The organism is Streptomyces broussonetiae, from assembly GCF_009796285.1.
Lineage (GTDB): Bacteria > Actinomycetota > Actinomycetes > Streptomycetales > Streptomycetaceae > Streptomyces > Streptomyces broussonetiae.
The window spans coordinates 7,387,091-7,402,908 of sequence record NZ_CP047020.1 but is presented as its reverse complement, the minus strand read 5'-3'; the positions used below and the strand labels follow the sequence as shown (position 1 = coordinate 7,402,908).

Here is a 15,818-nt window from a genome sequence, read left to right as displayed (position 1 = left end):
GACGGTGGGGCCCCCTCAGATCCTCTGCCGTGCCGGTCCCCCCACCCTCCCCCACCACCACGCCTCCGATCGTCGAGCACGGCGGCTGCCAGGCCGACCAAGGCGGACACCCTGCCGCCGGGGCCGACACCGGAGCCGCTCATCGCTGCTCGGGAGGCACCTGTCGAGTCGGCGTTTTCACCCTCACTGGGTGGTCGTGTCTCCGCCTTCCTTGTCAGAGGCTGCGGCTACGGAAGCATGCGCGGACGCTCGCTGTCGGTCTCCCCGCTCCCCGACGGCACACCGTGCGCCGCTCGCGGAGGGCAGGTCCTGTTCGGCCCAGACGATCTTGCCGTCCATTGCGCAGCGGGAACCCCACCTGCGCGAGAGTTGGGCGACCAGGTGGAGGCCGCGACCGTGCTCGTCGAGCGTGTGGGGATGGCGGGGGCGTGGCTGGCCGGTGTTGCTGTCGGAGACCTCGCACGTCAGCACCCGGTGCTGGATGAGCCGCAGGCGACTGGGGCCGTCGCCGTGGCGGATGGCGTTGGTGACCAGTTCGCTGACGATCGTCTCCATGGGCGTCACGAGCGACTCCAGACCCCATTCCCTGAGCTGACGGGCGGCCAGGCGCCGGGCTGTCGTGACGACGGCCGGTTCGTTCCGCAGGTCCCAGGAAGCGACCTGAGTGGGCTCGAGCGCGCGGGTCCGGGCAAGGAGCAAGGTGACATCGTCGGCCGGTGTGTAATTCCGCGAGGTCTCCATCACTCTTGAGCACATGTCCTCCAGGGACGCACCCGGATGTGCCAGGGCGGCGCCCAGGCGGCGCAGGCCGACGTCGATGTCCTCGTCCCGGGACTCCACCAGCCCGTCGGAGTAGAGGGCGATCACGCTTCCCTCGGGCAGTTCCAGTTCCACGGACTCGAAGGGAACCAGGCCGAGACCGAGGCCGAGCGGGGCTCCGGCGGGCAACTCGGGGACGGTGACCCGGCCCTGTGCGCCGGCGATCAGGGGCGGTGGATGCCCGGCGCGCGCCATGGTGCACCGCCGGGTGACCGGGTCGTAGACGGCGTACAGACAGGTGGCGCCCACCACCGCCGGGGCCTGGCCGGAGTCGTCGGCGTCCTCGTCGTTCAGCCGCCGGACCGTGTCGTCGAGGTGTGCCAGCAGTTCGTCGGGGGGCAGGTCCAGGTCCGCGAGCGTGCGCACGGCGGTGCGCAGCCTGCCCATGGTCGCCGCGGCGTTGATGCCGTGTCCGACCACATCGCCGACGACGAGGGCCACCCGGGCCCCGGACAACTCGATCACGTCGAACCAGTCACCCCCCACGCCGTGGTCCATGTCGGCCGGCACATAGCGCGAGGCGACCTCAACGGCGGCACCGCCCTGCACCCGGTGGGGCAGCAGGTCGCGCTGCAGCGTGAGGGCGGCGGTGCGTTCGCGGGCGTACTGGAGCGCATTGTCCAGGCAGAGTGCCGCCCGGGTGACCAACTCCTCGGCGAGGAGCAGGTCGTCCTCCTGGAACGGCGTCTGTTCCTCGGAGCGGCCGAACAGCGCCAGTCCCAGCACGCAGCGCCGCGCACGGATGGGTACCACCATCAAGGAGTGGACGCCGCTGTCGCGTACCCTCTGCGCCCGTACCGGGTCGTGGTCGACCCAGGGGCCGGAACGGGTGTCCAGCGCGGGCTCCAAGTAGGAACGGCCCGTGCGTACGGCGGCGGTGAACGGTGAGTCCGGGTGGGCGTGGACCACTTCCTCGCGCACCCACGGCAACTCCAGGACACCCAGGTCGACTGAGGCCACACCGGCACGGCGCATCAGCAGTGGACGGCCGCTCATCGTGCCGATCCGAGCCGACGGCTCGATGCCGAACGGAACAGACTCCACCAGATCGACGAGGGCGTGGTCGGCCAGGAGGGGTACGGCGAGTTCGGCCAGTTCCTGCCCGGTCCGCATCACGTCGAGGGTGCTGCCGATGTGCGTGCTGGCCTCACTGAGGATGGCGAGGCGCTCGCGTGCCCGCCGGTTTCCGGTGACGTCCACGGTCATGGAGCACACGCCCAGGGGCGTGCCGTCCGCGCCCTGGAGGCAGAAGAACGAGGCCGAGAACGCATGTTCACGGCGCCGGTCTGCCGGCGGCCAGGCCCGGTACTCGTGCACCCTCGTGGTCCCGCTCTCCAGCACCTGCCGCATCACCACCTCGAGCGCTTCGGCCTCCACGGCGGGCAGCGAGTCCTTCAGGCCACGCCCGAAGCGCCGGTGCCGAGGCACGCCGTCGTGACGCTCCATGGCGTCGTTCGCATAGACGCAGCGCAGCCGCGGGTCATAGACGACGATGCCGATCGGAGCGCGGGTGAGGAGCGACTCGCGCACCGGTCCTCCGGCCGTTCCCGAGGACAGGGAACCTATGTCCGTGACGGACACCAGCCACCGGGTGTCGGCGTCCTGCCCGCACAACGACGAGACTCGCAGCGTCATGCTGAGCGTGTGGCCGTCGCGGTGGCGTATCGCCGCGGTCCCTGACCAGCCACCTCGCGCCCGGCACTGCTCGGCGAAGGCCGAAGCCGTCCGCACCTCCCCGAATGGCGGCAGCACGTGCTCGGCAGACCGTCCCACCACCTCCCCGGCCACATAGCCGACAAGCTGCTGCGCGGCCTGCGTCCACCCCACCACGATTCCCTCCGCATCGAGCATCGCGATCGCGGCGTCGGGCATCTCTCGGGGGCTCACCGGTTCGGCGCGGGGGGTGTGCTCGGTGTAGGTCATCGCGGTTCATCCCATCGTTGCGGAGGTGAAGAGAGCGTCGGCGCGGGGCGCGGCGGCTCTGTGTGCAGCGGTGGTGAACGGCGTTGTCCGGTTGAGCGGCACACGTGGGGGCATGGCGCCATATCCGGCATTCTGCCCACTTATGATGAAATCATCAGATAAAGCGGCGCCATCGTCAAGCACCTCAAGACTGATTGAATGATCACTTGATGTTGATGTGCACAGGTTTCGCCGTTGCCTGGGTACCGGTGGCATTCCTCCGGACGTGCGTGGAACAGAGATGCCGCTCCCGGCGGCCGAGTGTCACGGAGCGGTCATCCAGGGTCGCCGGACCCGTCGGCGTTCTCGGGGCTGTTGTCTGCGCTCATCGCCGACCTAAGCGGCCGACCCTTGCGGTGGGCCCAGAGGTCACCGAGGACGACCTGGATGACGCCGGTGACCGGAATGACCAGCAATGCACCGAGGATCCCGGCGACCTCGGCGGCGATCAGGATGGCCAGCAGCACGGTGAGGGGGTTGAGTTTCACCGTCCGGGACACCCGACGACGTCGCCATCCACGCCGACGCCCCGGTCGTCCCCGTCGGGCTCGACGGCGAAGCCGTCACCCTGCCCACTCCCGTACGGTGCCGGATCAGTCCCCGGACGCTACGAGTATGGGTTCCCCACCATCGACCGGGCGCCGTGCCCACCGGATGGCGGACGCCGGGATGGGCCGTCGTCCGGCGGGCGGCCTCACTCGTCGGACGGTCTCATGGCCGTCACACCGACTGACCCGAACGCCGCTCACCGCTTCCAGCCGGTCAGTGCTGAGGGTGCGGACGCGCGTGGAACAGAGGACGCCGCTGGGTGGCCGTGCCCGAAGCGAGATGACCGATCTCGACGCGCGTCCTGATGGCGCGGACCACCTCGGTCAGGCCCACGATGATGGCCATGACGCCCACCACCAGGGTGAGTGTCGCGATCGAGGCGAACGGCATGACGATCATCACGATGCCGGCCAGAGCTCCGACGATCCCGAAGGCGACGTGCCAGCCGCGCCCCGGCATGGCCGGGGCTGAGGCCGCCGCGGCCGTCTCCGTGGTGCCGCGCAGCAGCCAGCTGAAGCCGATCCACAGGGCGAGCAGCAGGATCGACTCAAGGGTGCCCCGGAAGCAGATCAGTCCCAGCAGGACGGAGGCCGCGCCGGTGATGAAGTGCAGCACGCGAAGGTGCCGTGGGACGTGGGTGCCGAAGGCGGCGGCGAGTTGGAAGACACCGGTGACCAGTAGGTAGACACCGAAGAGAATGCCAACGACGCGCAGCGTCGCGCCCGGCCAGGCCAGGGCGATGACGCCCAGGGCGATGGTGGCGAGGCCCATCGTGAGCAGGATCTGCCAGCCCATGTTCGCCAGGGCGGCCATGCCTTCTGACACAGGCCTCTCTTCCGGCTCGGTGCCGCGCGGGGGAACGGGGCCCAGGGAATCGGTGGGGAATGTCATGGCGCCTGCCTCCTTCTTGGCGCAGCGCTGTCGCGTCAGTGCATGTCCGTCGTCACCCGACCACGCCGCATGTGCGTGTCGGCCGCGTTGGCGTCGGTACTCATGCGTGGGGCGTGATGACGGCGCGCCCTTGGATCTTGCCGTCGTGCAGGAGCTGGTACGCCTCGGCGGCGCGTTCCAATGGGAAGTGCTCGACCAGCATCCTGATCTTTTCCTGCTGGGCGAGGGTGATCACTTCCATCAGTTCGGGGAGGGTGCCCCAGTAGGGCGAGGCGACCGAGCACTCGTGCGGCGGGCTGGAGAAGTCGACGGGCAGGGCTCCGCCGCCGAGGCCGACGATGGTCAGGTGGCCGAGCACCCTGGCCACCTGAGCAGCCATCCGCAGCGTCGGGTCTATTCCGACCATGTCCAGCACGAGTTCAGCGCCCACCTGTCCCGTGAGGTCCTTGATGCGCGTAATCGTCTCGTCGCCCGAGAGCAGTGCCTCGTCGGCTCCCATGTGCTTGGCGGTTTTCAGCTTGCCCGTGTCGGTGTCCACGGCGACTACGGTGGTTGCCGTGGTGAGCGCGCGCAGAATCTGGATGGTCATCTGACCCAGACCGCCGGCCCCGATCACGACCGCGGTCGAGCCCGGTCCCAGCAGGTGCAGCGACCGTTTGACGGCGTGATAGCTGGTCAGTCCGGCGTCGCTGAGCGGGGCGGCCCGGCGGGGGTCAAGGGTGCCGAGCGGAATCAGGTACCGCGGCGCCGGGACCAGCAGGTACTCGGCCATGCCGCCGTCGTGACCGCCTCCAAGGCCGGGGCCCTGACCGCCGAGGTTCTGGCAGTAGTTCTCCCGGCCCTGGCGGCAGTTGGCGCACACCCCGCAGCCCCAGGAGCCATAGACGATCACAGGGTCCCCGGGCGTGAACCCGGTGACGCCCGCTCCCAGCCGTTCCACCCATCCCGCGTTCTCGTGGCCGAGCGTGAAGGGCAGTTCGGTGACGAGCCCGGGTGGTGGCCCGGGTGCCTCCATGATGTGCAGATCGGAGTGGCACGCACCGGCACCCGCGACCTTCACCAGCACCTGCCCCGGCCCGGGCTCGGGAACCGGCACCTCGCGCAGCTCCGGCGGATGCCGCCACCCGACCAGTTGGAAAGCCCGCATAGCGATCCCTCACACACACGCGCTCAGTCGCGGATGCCGTCGATGTCGACCAGGACGTGCCGCGGGCCGCGGAAGATCTGGTTGTGCCGGTACGGCGGCGGGTCCTCGACCAGCCGGGGATTCTGCACCCGGCGGACGAACTCACCGACCGCGACCTGGACCTCGAGCCGCGCAAGCGGAGCGCCGAAGCAGAAGTGAATGCCCTGGCTGAATCCCAGGTGCTGGTTGTCGCGGCGCTCGAGATCGAGTTCATCGGGGTCGGTGAACCGTTCCGGGTCGCGGTTCGCCGAGCCGTACGCCAGGAAGATCGGCGCCCCCTTGGGGATGGTGGTGCCGGCGATGTCGATGTCTTCCAGGGCGGAGCGGGTGTGCCAGAACTGCACCGACGACTCGAAGCGCAGCAGTTCCTCCACCCCCGGCACGATCAACTCGGGTCGGCGCCGCAGCTTCTCGAGGGCGTCGGGGTGGCGCAGCAGGGTGAGGACGCTGTGGGCGATGAGATTGACCGTGGTTTCGTGTCCCGCGAAGATCAGGAGCAGGGCGTTGCTCGCGAGGACGCCCTTGGACATCCGTCCTTCCGGGCCGTCCTCGTTGACCAAGGCGGAGAGCATGCCGGGGCCGGGCTGGTCGGCGTACCGGTCGAGCAGCTCGGCTGCGAACTGCCCGAAGTCCTGCACGGCTTGGCGGGCCCCGGCCTGCCGGCTCCGGATCTCTTCGGAGGCGGCCTCGGGGCCGAAGTCCAAGGCGTCCAGGGCCGTTTCGATCCAGTGGTGGAAGCGTGGCTCGTCCTCCAGTGGCACGCCCAGGACCTTGCAGATCACCGTCACCGGCAGGGGGTAGGCGAAGTCGTCGACGGCGTCGATCCGGGTCTTGCCCTTCATGTCGTCGAGGAGGCCGTCCACGAGGCGGCGGATGTCGGGTTCCAAGTCGGAGATCAGGTGAGGCGCCTGGGGCGGGCCGACGAAGTGCGGCATCATCGTCCGGCGGTCCCGGTCGTGCTCGGGTGGATCGCAGGTGATGATGTTCGGCTCGGTCAGCGCCTCTCTGATCGGCTCAGCCGCCGGTTCCCCCAAGTCCTCCGTACCGGCCGCGACCGGACACTTCCTCGGGTCCGAACTGACCCGGGGATCATGCAACAGCGCGACGATCTCCCGGTAGGTGCTGACGACATAGGTGCCGTCCGGCTGCCGCGCCACCGGTGTCTTGCGCAGTTCCTCGTAGAAGGGGTACGGGTTGGCGCGGTTGGCGTAGCGCAGGGCCTGCTGCCAGGGGGTTTCCTCGACCACGAGGCTCCCCTCCTTCTTCCTGTCGGTGCTGTCCGCTCATCCGCCCGGTCGGCGGTCGGGTCAGCGATGTCGCGGCCGGAACTCGGCCGTGCGCTCGCTCGGGGCGTGGCCGGTCAGGACGACGTCGGGGATCGCCGTCGGGACCCTCGGGTCCGGGAACTCGGCCGGCATCGGCTTGACGTCGGGCGGTTGGTCCCATCCCGGAGGGGGAGGCGGGAACGGACCGGATTGCTCGATCAGCTTCCCGTAGTACTCCAGCCACTTGCCGTGGTCGAAGGTCACGGCCGCGACGATGCGGCCCCGGTGACCGTAGGCGGCGGCGAAGTGGCGTTCCTCGACGGATCCCTGGGTGAAGACGATCTCGTCGCCGAACGGCGGCACGCCGACGGACTTGATGTTCACGCCGAACTGACCGGACCAGAAGCCGGGCAGCAGCAGATGCGGGCGGTAGTTGGGCTCGAGGTTCACCATGTTGTGCGCCGCGGCCTCCGCGCCGAGCACCGCGTTGTCCCAGTGCTCCATCGCCAGGAACTGATACTCGTAGAGCACATGAGGCGCACGTGCCACATCCCCTGCCACGAAGATGCTGTCGGTGACCACGCCGTTGATGTCGAAGGCCCGGCCACCGGCGTCACACCCGACGCCCCAGAAACCGGCCGCCAGCCCGGAGCCCTCCAACCATTCCACGTTGCGGATCGACCCCAGCGAAGCCACCACCACATCGGCGTCGACGGTCGAACCGTCCGAAAGCCGAGCACGCCGCACATGGCCGGCGGCGTCGCCCTCAAGTGACGACACGCCCAGCCCGCAGCGCAGGTCCACACCGTGATCACGCTGCATCTGCGCGGCGATCTCCCCGATCACCCCGCCCAGCGCGCCGACCAGCGGCGCCGAACCCCGCTCGACGACGGTCACCGGGATGTCCAGTTCCCGGCAGACAGAGGCCACTTCCGAGCCGATGAACCCGGCGCCGATGACCAACACCCGTGACGGCGGCTCGGCCAGTTCCTTCTGCAACTGCTCCGCATCATCGCGCGAGCGAATCGTGTGGACCCCGTCCAGGGCGGCCTCGTCCGGGTTCGGCCACTGCCGTGCGCGGGTGCCCGTGGCGATGAGCAACCGGTCGTACGGGACCTGCTCACCGTCGGCAAGGCGCACCTGCTTGGCGGCCCGGTCCAGCCCGATGGCAGCCACCCCGAGCCGCCAGTCCGCATCCACTTCCCGCATACGGGGCAGCTTGGTGTGGTCGGCCGGCACCCAGCCCTTGAGCACCTGCTTGGACAACGGGGGACGGTCATACGGCTCGTACGGCTCGTCCCCGATGATGGTCAGAGAACCGGTGAAGCCCTCCTCACGCAGGGTCTCCGCGGCCCGCAGCCCGGCCAGAGAAGCACCCACGATGACGATCCGGCCGCTGGCCCGGAACTCGCGCACCAGCTCCTCGACCGTTGCCCGCCAGGTCATGACGTCTCGCCCCGCTCCTCGCCGTCCAAGCGGTCGATCACGATCGCCTGCACCGGGCACGCCGCAGCGGCTCGCTCGACCTGCAGGCGCCGCGCGTCATCAGGGTTCGGCTCATAGGTGAGCGCCTCCTGACCGTTCAACCTGAAGACCTCGTGCGCCAGATACACGCACTGTGCGTATCCCTGGCATCGATTCAGGTCCACGACGATCCGCATGGGCAGACTCCTTCCGCTCTGCCGACCGCCCCACGGCGGCGACCACCGACACGGTCATGCGGCTGTGGCGGAGTTCAGGCCGTCTGCCAGGTGAGCCGACCGCGGGTGTTCTACCCGTCAGCCCGGAACACCGGCTGAGCAGGTCCGGTCTTATTCGCTGCGCCGCCGCTTCACGGGCGACGTCTGTCGGAGTGTCGCAGCACGAAGGGCGCGTCCCTCCTCCCATGGCGCCGGCATTCAAGGCTTGGCCCGGCCGTTGCGCCCCTAGAAAAATGCTCGCGCCGCCTTCCGACGATCGCAAACCGCAGTTCGGGGCCCAGCACGTCTCGAGGACGGGGCAGCTCTTGGTCATTGACGGGTGCCTGCAGGTCAGGGGCTGCCGGAGAGCAGGTCAGCGAGCAAGCTGCCACCTGATCACGATGGTTTACGGATACAACACGGGCCTCGGCCAACCGATCCGGCCCAAGCCGCTGATCACACCTGGCGGGGCCCGATCACCAGCGTCGACCACGCGCTCATGAGGTCAGCTCCTGGTGGGCGACCACGCGTCGACGATCTCGCGAGAGCTGTTCCGGGGATGGCACGTCGCCGAAATGGGGTGCGCCCCTTCGGCCGGATTGCCAGGACGACTGCTCCGGTGACCCCGCGGCCTGTGGTGCGTGTCACCGTCCCCACCTGCGGCATTTCCATACGTCGTATGGTAATCCTTGAGAGGTGCTTCCATACAACGTATGGAAAAGCTTGATCGAACAAGGGCTAGGCACTACACACCGCCTGCACGAGAAGACGTTGGTGCAGATCGCGCCAACCGGAAGGAAAGATCATGAAGAAGCTCACGAAGCGGATCGCTGTCGCTGTTTCCTCCGTGGCGATCGCGGGTGTCGCCGTCATCGGTGCCGGGGGCACCGCTTCGGCCGCGACTCCCTCCTCCGCCCACGTCCAGCGGCCGGCCGTCGGCGTCAACCCCGCCGCCTACCGTTGGGACCACGGCATCGGCTACCTGATCGAGCAGGGCTACTGCTGGGACGAGAACCGTGGCTGGCACCACGACGAGCGTGTCACCGACTCGTCCTGGCACAGCCGCGACGGTCGCTGCTACTGGAGCGACGAGGGGCGCGGGTGGAAGTCCGACAGGTCGTACCGGCACAGCTGGAACCGCTACGAGCACGACGGCCGGGACTGGGACCGCCACGGCGGGAACCACGGTGACCGGAACTACGGCGGCTGGGACCACTTCGACCGGAACCACGGTGACCGGTGAGACAGGTTCTGTCGGTGCCCATGGGCCGAGGCTGTATCCCTCGCCCCGATGCCTGTCGGCGGCAGGGACACGACCGCTGGTCAAGGATCAACGGTCCCCCTACCGCCGCCCAGGCGGGCGATTGAGCGAGGCCCCGCTCCTCTCGAACCTGCCTGCCGACACCGACCTCGTGTCACAGGCACGCGTCGCCCATCTGCCGCGACGCCACGAATAGCGCGGTCTGCCGATGCCGTCCCGGCGCCCGGGCCCTGCTGCAACACCTCTTCCTCCGATGCGTCTTTACCGCCGCGAGCGGCGGGCGCAGCCGAGGGAGGGGCGCCTTGGAGTGAATGCCGATGGAGTCTTCGAGGACTGTGGTCCAGGGACTGACTGCCCGGCTCGTCGTCTCGCGGGTCTACTCGCTGCCCCTGCGTATGCGTCTGCGGTACGAGCCCGCTGATCCCTATGTCGTCCGTGCGACCTTCTTCTCCCGCAGTGACGAGCCCGTCGAATGGGTCCTGGGGCGTGACCTTCTCGCCGATGGCCTGGAGGGCTGCGCCGGTCATGGGGACGTCCGGATCTGGTCGGCCGTCGGTCGTGGTGACCAGGCGATGTACATCGCTCTCGGGTCTCGCGCGGGCGCCGCCCTGCTCGAGGTTCCCGTGCGGGACGTCGAGAGCTTCCTGGAAAGCACGGAGGCTCTGGTGCCACGGGGTACCGAGGCCGGACGCATCGACTGGGACACCGAACTGGCGTACCTGCTCTCCCAAAGTTGACCGCTGCCCATCCATGCCCAGACAGAAAAGGAATGAGCGTTCATGTCCCAGTACCAGCTTCGTGTCGTCTGGACGGTGCCAGCGGCTTCCGGGAGTGAGACGCCCCAGCTGTACGCCCTCGTCTCCTACAGGGACACCGACGACGTGCAGGAGCGGCTGCGGGCGTACCTGGCCAGCCCGGACTTTCGCGCCGACATGGAGGGCTTCGACCTCAGCCGGATTGTCGGCATCGCCGAGACCGTGCTCACGCCCACCACCGGCTCGCCCCTGAGCTGACTCAGCGGCTCGGCGCAACTCGGCCAGGTGACTGTCAGTCCAGCGGTGGGCATGGGCGGCGGCCGGGCTCCGCCGTGGGCACCAGTGCGCCGTGCGCCACCCGGCGGGGACGGTGTGACAGGTCAGCCAGTTGTGGACGGGAGAGGTCCCCCAGCGTGGGACATGAGGTGCGGCCGGTGCAGATGGCGCGCGGGGGTGCGTTCGATGATCAGGAAAGCGGCGTCGTCGCTGAGCTGCTCCCCGGTGTGCGCGAGCAGGTCGCGGTGAATGCGGTGCAGCAGGGCGTCGGGGCCTGAGGCAGGGAAGGAGGCAACCGTTCGGCGAGAGGGTAGAAGGCTCCGGTCGGTGAGCGGGCTTCGATCACGCCGTCGGTGTAGAGCAGCAGCATGTCGCCCGGTTCCAAGGTGAACGGGTCGCTGCGGTCGTTGCGTGTGCACAAGGCGCACAGACCCAACGGGAGTGAGGGTCGGCGGGAGTTCAGGACGGTCACCTGGTCACCACGGATCAGCAGGGGTGGCGGATGGCCGCAGTTGAGCATCTCGGCCTGCGGGCCCTGATCGTGGATGTCGATCCGATGTCCGTCACGGTGATGCCCACGATCAGTGCGAGCGCGGTCACCAGCAGCCCGCGCCCCGCCTGCGGCGCCAAGAAGCGGTCTTCCGATCTCCCGTGTGCACCCATAAGCCATTTTTATGCCTTGCGGGGTGGGGCACACTCCGCGCGTCGCTCCCTGTCGAGGTCGGTACCGCTCGTGGACTGGTTCGGGGCGGTGCTGCTCTCCACACGCCTCTCGGCACGAGCGAGCCTGCTGTCACTGCTGGCCGACCTCGGAACGCAGGAAGCTCGGACAGCGCCGGAAACGATCTCTTCCGGCCGCAGCGCCCCGAGTTCGCCTGCCACGGACGAGCCTCAAGCCGTAGCACCTCGAGCCGCGGACTCAACGGCGGCCGGCGTCCTGGCTGTTTCACGGTCAGCGGTGAGCCGGCTTTCCAGGCCCGTGATCAGCGTGTCCATCACGAGACGGAACATGTGGTCCCGATCAGGGCCCGCAGTCCCTGCACCCGTGGAGCCGGGGGCCGCATCCGTGGGCCCGTCTCCGCCGTCGGTATCAGGGCCGGGGGGCTTGAGGTTCGCCCACTGGTGGAGCGCTCCGTTGAGTTCGGCGCCGAGGACACCGATGACGACGGCGACGATCAGCGCCGCGATCTCAGGGACCTCCGACAACGGCACGCCGGCAGCGGCCACGATCGCGGTGAGGGCCGTCCAGAACGGGTCGTCGTGCTGGATGAAGTCGGGCTGGTGGCTGAACGAGTACGCCATCAGCTCGGGGTGCCGGTGTGCCAGCGTCCGGAAGTCCGTGGCGAGCAGCCGGAGGCGCTCCTGCCAGGGAGCGTCCTGAAGCGTCACGGTGCGGAACCGGGCTCCGACCATTCTCGTCACGCCGCGCAGCACGGCTTCCTTGTTCGGCACGTGGTGGTACAGCGACATCGGGTTCGCATCGAGCACGGTCGCGAGTTTGCGCATGGTGAGCGCCTCGGCCCCGTCCTCGTCGATCAGCCGCAGGGCGGCGGCGTAGATCCCGGCCTCGGTCAGAGGCACGTCTCTCTTCCTCGTTCCCCGCGGGGGACGTCTCACCTTTTTTTCCATACCTCGTACGGTATCAGCGCCCGTACAGCGTACGGAAAACGACTCCGCTCACGGCATCCCTCCCCTCGGCCGGGGTTGCACCGAGTTTCCATACGACGTACGGTACCAATCCATACGGCGTATGTTTCTGTGGTGCAGCGCGGCACCGACCAGCGCAGCGCGCCCTTGCCCATCCCCTCCACTCCACGCAGAGGAGCACGTCATGACCACGCACGCCGCGAACGACCTTCGCCCCACCCCGTCCTCGCAGGGCATCCCGGTCCTCGACCCCGCACCGCCGCTTCCCGACACCAGCCCGGTGGCGTTCTTCGGTGAACTGTCCAAGCAGTTCCCGGAGGGGATCTTCAGCCTGAACATCGCCGGCCAGGAGAACGTCTTCGTCTACGACCCGGACCTGGTCACCGAGGTCAGCGACGAGACCCGCTTCGGAAAGCCGATCTTCGCGCCGCTGAGCCATGTCCGGGACTACACGGGAGCGGGCCTGTTCACGGCCCACGAGGTCGAGGACGGTGATGCCTGGGGCATGGCCCACCGGATCCTCATGCCGGCCTTCAGCCAGCGCGCCATGAAGAACTACTACGGACAGATGCTGGAGATCGCCCAGAGCCTGGTGGGCAAGTGGGCGAACGCGGAAGGCGAGCCGGTCAGGATCACTGACGACTACACCCGGCTGACGCTGGACACCATCGCCCTGTCCGGCTTCGGCTACCGGTTCGACTCCTTCGCCGAGGAGGAGCTGCACCCCTTCCTCAACGCCCTGCTGGAGGCGCTGGTGGAGTCGATGCGGCGCTCCCAGGAACTGCCGGAGATGACCGCGCTGCGCACGGACGACGACAAGCGCTACCGCACGAACATCCAGCTGATGCGGGACCTCGTCGAGAGCGTGATCAAGGAACGTCGTCAGGGCAGGAGCAGCGGGGAGGACGACCTGCTGGGCCTGATGCTTCAAGCCACCGACCCGGAGACGGGCAGGCCGCTGGACGACGACAACGTCCGCGACCAGGTAGTGACGTTCCTGATCGCCGGCCACGAGACCACCAGCGGCCTGTTGTCGTTCGCCACGTACTCGCTGATGCGCAACCCGCACGTGCTGGCCCAGGCATACGCCGAGGTGGACCGCCTCATGCCGGGTGACACGCTCCCGGACTACGACACGATCATGAAAATGGACGTGATCCCGCGGATCCTGGAGGAGACCCTGCGCCTGTGGGCTCCCATACCGCAGATCATGAAGGCGCCGCTCGAGGACACCGTCATCGGAGGCCGGTACGAACTGAAGCAGGGCACGAAGACGAACCTGCTGATGGGTCCGCTGCACACCCACCCCAAGGCATGGGAGAGGCCGCACGAGTTCGACATCGACCGGTGGCTGCCGGAGAACCGCGCCCGGCACCACCAGCACGCCTACAAGCCGTTCGGCAACGGCCGGCGCGCGTGCATCGGCCGCCAGTTCGCCCTCACCGAGGCCCGCCTGGCGCTGGCGCTGGTGCTGCAGAAGTTCAAGTTCTCCGACACCACCGACTACAAGATGGACGTGCGGGAAGCCCTGACGCGCAAGCCCGGCGACTTCGAACTCGTCATCCGCAGGCGTCAGGAGCACGAGCGGGCCGTGTTCGGCGCCGTCGACCTGCACAGCGACGACGAGCGGCAGCAGGCCGCGGTGAGCGGCGTCGGGGTGAATCTGACCGTCGCCTACGGATCGAGCCTCGGTTCGTGCGAGGACCTGGCGCGCACCATCGCCGACCGCGGTGAGCGCTCCGGGTTCGGCACCACGCTGATGAGCCTGGACGAGCTCGGTGACAACCTGCCCACCGAGGGTCTGCTCGTGGTTGTTGCCGCCAGTTACAACGGCAAGGCCCCTGACAACGCGCAGCGCTTCGACGACCTGCTGCGCGCCGGACTGCCGGAGGGCTCTCTGTCGAACGTGCGGTTCGCGCTGCTGGGCGCCGGCAACACCCAGTGGGTGGCCACCTACCAGGCGTTCCCCAAGCGGATCGAGGAAGGGCTGCTGGCCGCCGGCGCCACTCCGGTCGTCGAGCGCGGCATCGCGGACGCCGCAGGTGACTTCGACGGCATGGCCAGTCGCTGGATGGACACGCTGTGGGCCACCCTGGCCGAGGAGTACGCCGCCGACACCTCCGAGGCGAGCGGCCCGCGCTACGAGGTCCAGCTGCTCACCGAGTCCGACGTGCGTCCCGCGATCGTCTCCGAGCAGGCATATCCGCTCAAGGTGGTGGCCAACGAGGAGCTGGTGGCCGACGCGACCGGCCTGTGGGACTTCCGGATCGAGCCGCCGCGCCCGTCCGCGAGGTCCATCACCTTCGAGCTGCCCGAGGGCGTCACCTACGACACCGGCAACCACGTGGCCGTCTTCGCCAAGAACGAGCCTGCCCTGGTGAACCGCGCGCTGAAGCGGCTCGGTGTCGAGTACGACCAGGTGCTGCGCCTGGACCTGCCCGCAGGCGGCCGCACGCACCTGCCGGTCGGCGTCCCCGTCACCGCGGGCATCCTGCTCACCGAGTTCCTGGAACTGCAGGACGTGGCCGCCCGCTCCCAGATCCAAACCCTGGCCGAGTACACCCAGTGCCCGTGGACCCGGCCGCAGCTCCAGGCGTACACCGCCGACACCGAGGAGGCCGAGGAGCGCTACAGCAAGGAGATCCTCGGCAAGCGGGTCTCGGTGCTGGGCCTGCTGGAGCGCTTTCCGGCGGTCGAGCTGCCGCTGGCGGTCTTCCTGGAGATGATGGGCCCGATCCGTCCGCGCTTCTACTCCATCTCCTCCGCCCCGTCGGCCAACCCACGGCAGGTGCGCCTGACCGTTGGCCTGCTGGAGGGCCCGGCCCTGTCCGGCGACGGCCACTACCGCGGCACCTGCTCCTCCTACATCGCGGGCCTGGAGCCCGGGGACGTCGTCTACGGCTACGTCCGCGTGCCCTCCCCGACGTTCGCCCCGCCCGCCGACCCCGCCACGCCGCTGATCCTCATCGGCCCCGGCACCGGCATCGCGCCCCTGCGCGGCTTCCTGGAGGAGCGGGCCTGGCAGCACGAGCACGGCATCCAGGTCGGCCTGGCGCAGGTCTTCGTCGGCTGCCGCCACCCCGAGCACGACTACTTCTACCGTCAGGAGATGCGGGACTGGGAGCAGGCCGGCATCGCGCAGATCCACACCGCCTACTCCGCGGTGACCAGCCACCCGGCCCGGTTCGTGCAGAACGCCATCGTGGGCGCCGCCGACACGGTGTGGCAGGCCATCGAGGACGGCGCGTACATCTACGTCTGCGGTGACGGCCGCCGTATGGCGCCCGCCGTCCGCGAGGCCCTCGCCGCCATCCACCGTCAGAGGACCGGCAGCGAAGACGAGACCGCCCAGCAGTGGCTCGCCCAGCTCGAAGCGGACGAGCGCTACCAGCAGGACGTCTTCGCCTGACCGTTACAACGTCGTCAAGGCGTGTGACCTCCCCACGCCGGGAGGCGTGCGGCACTCCCCCGCTGCCAGCCGTACGCCTCCCCGCCACCACAAGCCATCACACACCAGGGCACCGCTGA

12 protein-coding genes and 1 pseudogene are annotated in these 15,818 nt (G+C 68.9%); 4 read left to right on the top strand and 9 right to left on the bottom strand.

Annotated elements, in window-relative coordinates:
- Positions 1-183 precede the first annotated feature (183 nt).
- From GQF42_RS33970 to GQF42_RS33940, 7 genes are all read right to left on the bottom strand, one after another.
- Positions 184-2,742 carry a SpoIIE family protein phosphatase gene (locus tag GQF42_RS33970; protein ID WP_158926371.1) on the bottom strand — a complete coding sequence of 853 codons (2,559 nt, stop codon included), beginning with the start codon at positions 2,740-2,742 and terminating at the stop codon, positions 184-186.
- 314 nt (positions 2,743-3,056) lie between these two features.
- A complete protein-coding gene (locus GQF42_RS33965) occupies positions 3,057-3,269 on the bottom strand; it encodes an AI-2E family transporter (protein WP_233273541.1) in 213 nt (70 codons plus the stop codon).
- Between the two features lie 274 nt (positions 3,270-3,543).
- The gene (locus GQF42_RS33960; protein ID WP_158926367.1) at positions 3,544-4,221 is read right to left on the bottom strand and encodes an HdeD family acid-resistance protein; all 678 of its coding nucleotides are present in this window, start codon (positions 4,219-4,221) and stop codon (positions 3,544-3,546) included.
- 100 nt (positions 4,222-4,321) lie between these two features.
- Positions 4,322-5,368, bottom strand: coding sequence for an NAD(P)-dependent alcohol dehydrogenase (locus tag GQF42_RS33955; protein WP_158926365.1), 1,047 nt, complete (start codon positions 5,366-5,368; stop codon positions 4,322-4,324).
- Positions 5,369-5,391: 23 nt separating this feature from the next.
- The gene (locus GQF42_RS33950) at positions 5,392-6,654 is read right to left on the bottom strand and encodes a cytochrome P450 (protein WP_158926363.1); all 1,263 of its coding nucleotides are present in this window, start codon (positions 6,652-6,654) and stop codon (positions 5,392-5,394) included.
- Positions 6,655-6,714: 60 nt separating this feature from the next.
- The gene (locus tag GQF42_RS33945) at positions 6,715-8,118 is read right to left on the bottom strand and encodes an NAD(P)/FAD-dependent oxidoreductase (RefSeq protein ID WP_158926360.1); all 1,404 of its coding nucleotides are present in this window, start codon (positions 8,116-8,118) and stop codon (positions 6,715-6,717) included.
- Complete coding sequence (locus tag GQF42_RS33940; protein ID WP_158926358.1) at positions 8,115-8,333, bottom strand: ferredoxin; 219 nt, start codon at positions 8,331-8,333, stop codon at positions 8,115-8,117. The genes GQF42_RS33945 and GQF42_RS33940 overlap by 4 nt, the downstream gene beginning before the upstream one ends.
- Positions 8,334-9,156: 823 nt before the next feature.
- Between GQF42_RS33940 and GQF42_RS33935 the strand changes: the two genes are divergently transcribed.
- From GQF42_RS33935 to GQF42_RS33925, 3 genes are all read left to right on the top strand, one after another.
- On the top strand, positions 9,157-9,594 hold the full coding sequence (locus tag GQF42_RS33935; protein ID WP_158926356.1) for a hypothetical protein: 438 nt from the start codon (positions 9,157-9,159) through the stop codon (positions 9,592-9,594).
- 335 nt (positions 9,595-9,929) lie between these two features.
- Positions 9,930-10,349: an SsgA family sporulation/cell division regulator gene (locus GQF42_RS33930; RefSeq protein ID WP_158926354.1), complete on the top strand. Its 420-nt coding sequence runs from the start codon at positions 9,930-9,932 to the stop codon at positions 10,347-10,349.
- 42 nt (positions 10,350-10,391) lie between these two features.
- Positions 10,392-10,625 (top strand): NIPSNAP family protein, encoded by a 234-nt coding sequence (locus tag GQF42_RS33925; protein WP_158926352.1) that lies wholly within the window; start codon positions 10,392-10,394, stop codon positions 10,623-10,625.
- 340 nt (positions 10,626-10,965) lie between these two features.
- Here GQF42_RS33925 and GQF42_RS47765 read toward each other — a convergent pair.
- Both GQF42_RS47765 and GQF42_RS33915 read right to left on the bottom strand, forming a co-directional pair.
- Positions 10,966-11,163, bottom strand: a pseudogene (locus tag GQF42_RS47765) (SpoIIE family protein phosphatase); the annotation flags it as partial.
- 371 nt (positions 11,164-11,534) lie between these two features.
- Positions 11,535-12,224 (bottom strand): TetR/AcrR family transcriptional regulator, encoded by a 690-nt coding sequence (locus tag GQF42_RS33915; protein ID WP_233273540.1) that lies wholly within the window; start codon positions 12,222-12,224, stop codon positions 11,535-11,537.
- 250 nt (positions 12,225-12,474) lie between these two features.
- On the opposite strand from GQF42_RS33915, the gene GQF42_RS33910 reads away from it, so the two are divergent.
- Positions 12,475-15,699: a bifunctional cytochrome P450/NADPH--P450 reductase gene (locus tag GQF42_RS33910; RefSeq protein WP_158926346.1), complete on the top strand. Its 3,225-nt coding sequence runs from the start codon at positions 12,475-12,477 to the stop codon at positions 15,697-15,699.
- Positions 15,700-15,818 lie beyond the last annotated feature (119 nt).

What these genes read in the sequence shown, in the direction of transcription:
- GQF42_RS33970 (WP_158926371.1), bottom strand. Translation starts at nt 2,742, where the DNA reads ATGACCTACACCGAGCACACCCCCCGCGCCGAACCGGTGAGCCCCCGA.
- GQF42_RS33960 (WP_158926367.1), bottom strand. Translation starts at nt 4,221, where the DNA reads ATGACATTCCCCACCGATTCCCTGGGCCCCGTTCCCCCGCGCGGCACC.
- GQF42_RS33955 (WP_158926365.1), bottom strand. Translation starts at nt 5,368, where the DNA reads ATGCGGGCTTTCCAACTGGTCGGGTGGCGGCATCCGCCGGAGCTGCGC.
- GQF42_RS33945 (WP_158926360.1), bottom strand. Translation starts at nt 8,118, where the DNA reads ATGACCTGGCGGGCAACGGTCGAGGAGCTGGTGCGCGAGTTCCGGGCC.
- GQF42_RS33940 (WP_158926358.1), bottom strand. Translation starts at nt 8,333, where the DNA reads ATGCGGATCGTCGTGGACCTGAATCGATGCCAGGGATACGCACAGTGC.
- GQF42_RS33935 (WP_158926356.1), top strand. Translation starts at nt 9,157, where the DNA reads ATGAAGAAGCTCACGAAGCGGATCGCTGTCGCTGTTTCCTCCGTGGCG.
- GQF42_RS33930 (WP_158926354.1), top strand. Translation starts at nt 9,930, where the DNA reads ATGGAGTCTTCGAGGACTGTGGTCCAGGGACTGACTGCCCGGCTCGTC.
- GQF42_RS33925 (WP_158926352.1), top strand. Translation starts at nt 10,392, where the DNA reads ATGTCCCAGTACCAGCTTCGTGTCGTCTGGACGGTGCCAGCGGCTTCC.
- GQF42_RS33910 (WP_158926346.1), top strand. Translation starts at nt 12,475, where the DNA reads ATGACCACGCACGCCGCGAACGACCTTCGCCCCACCCCGTCCTCGCAG.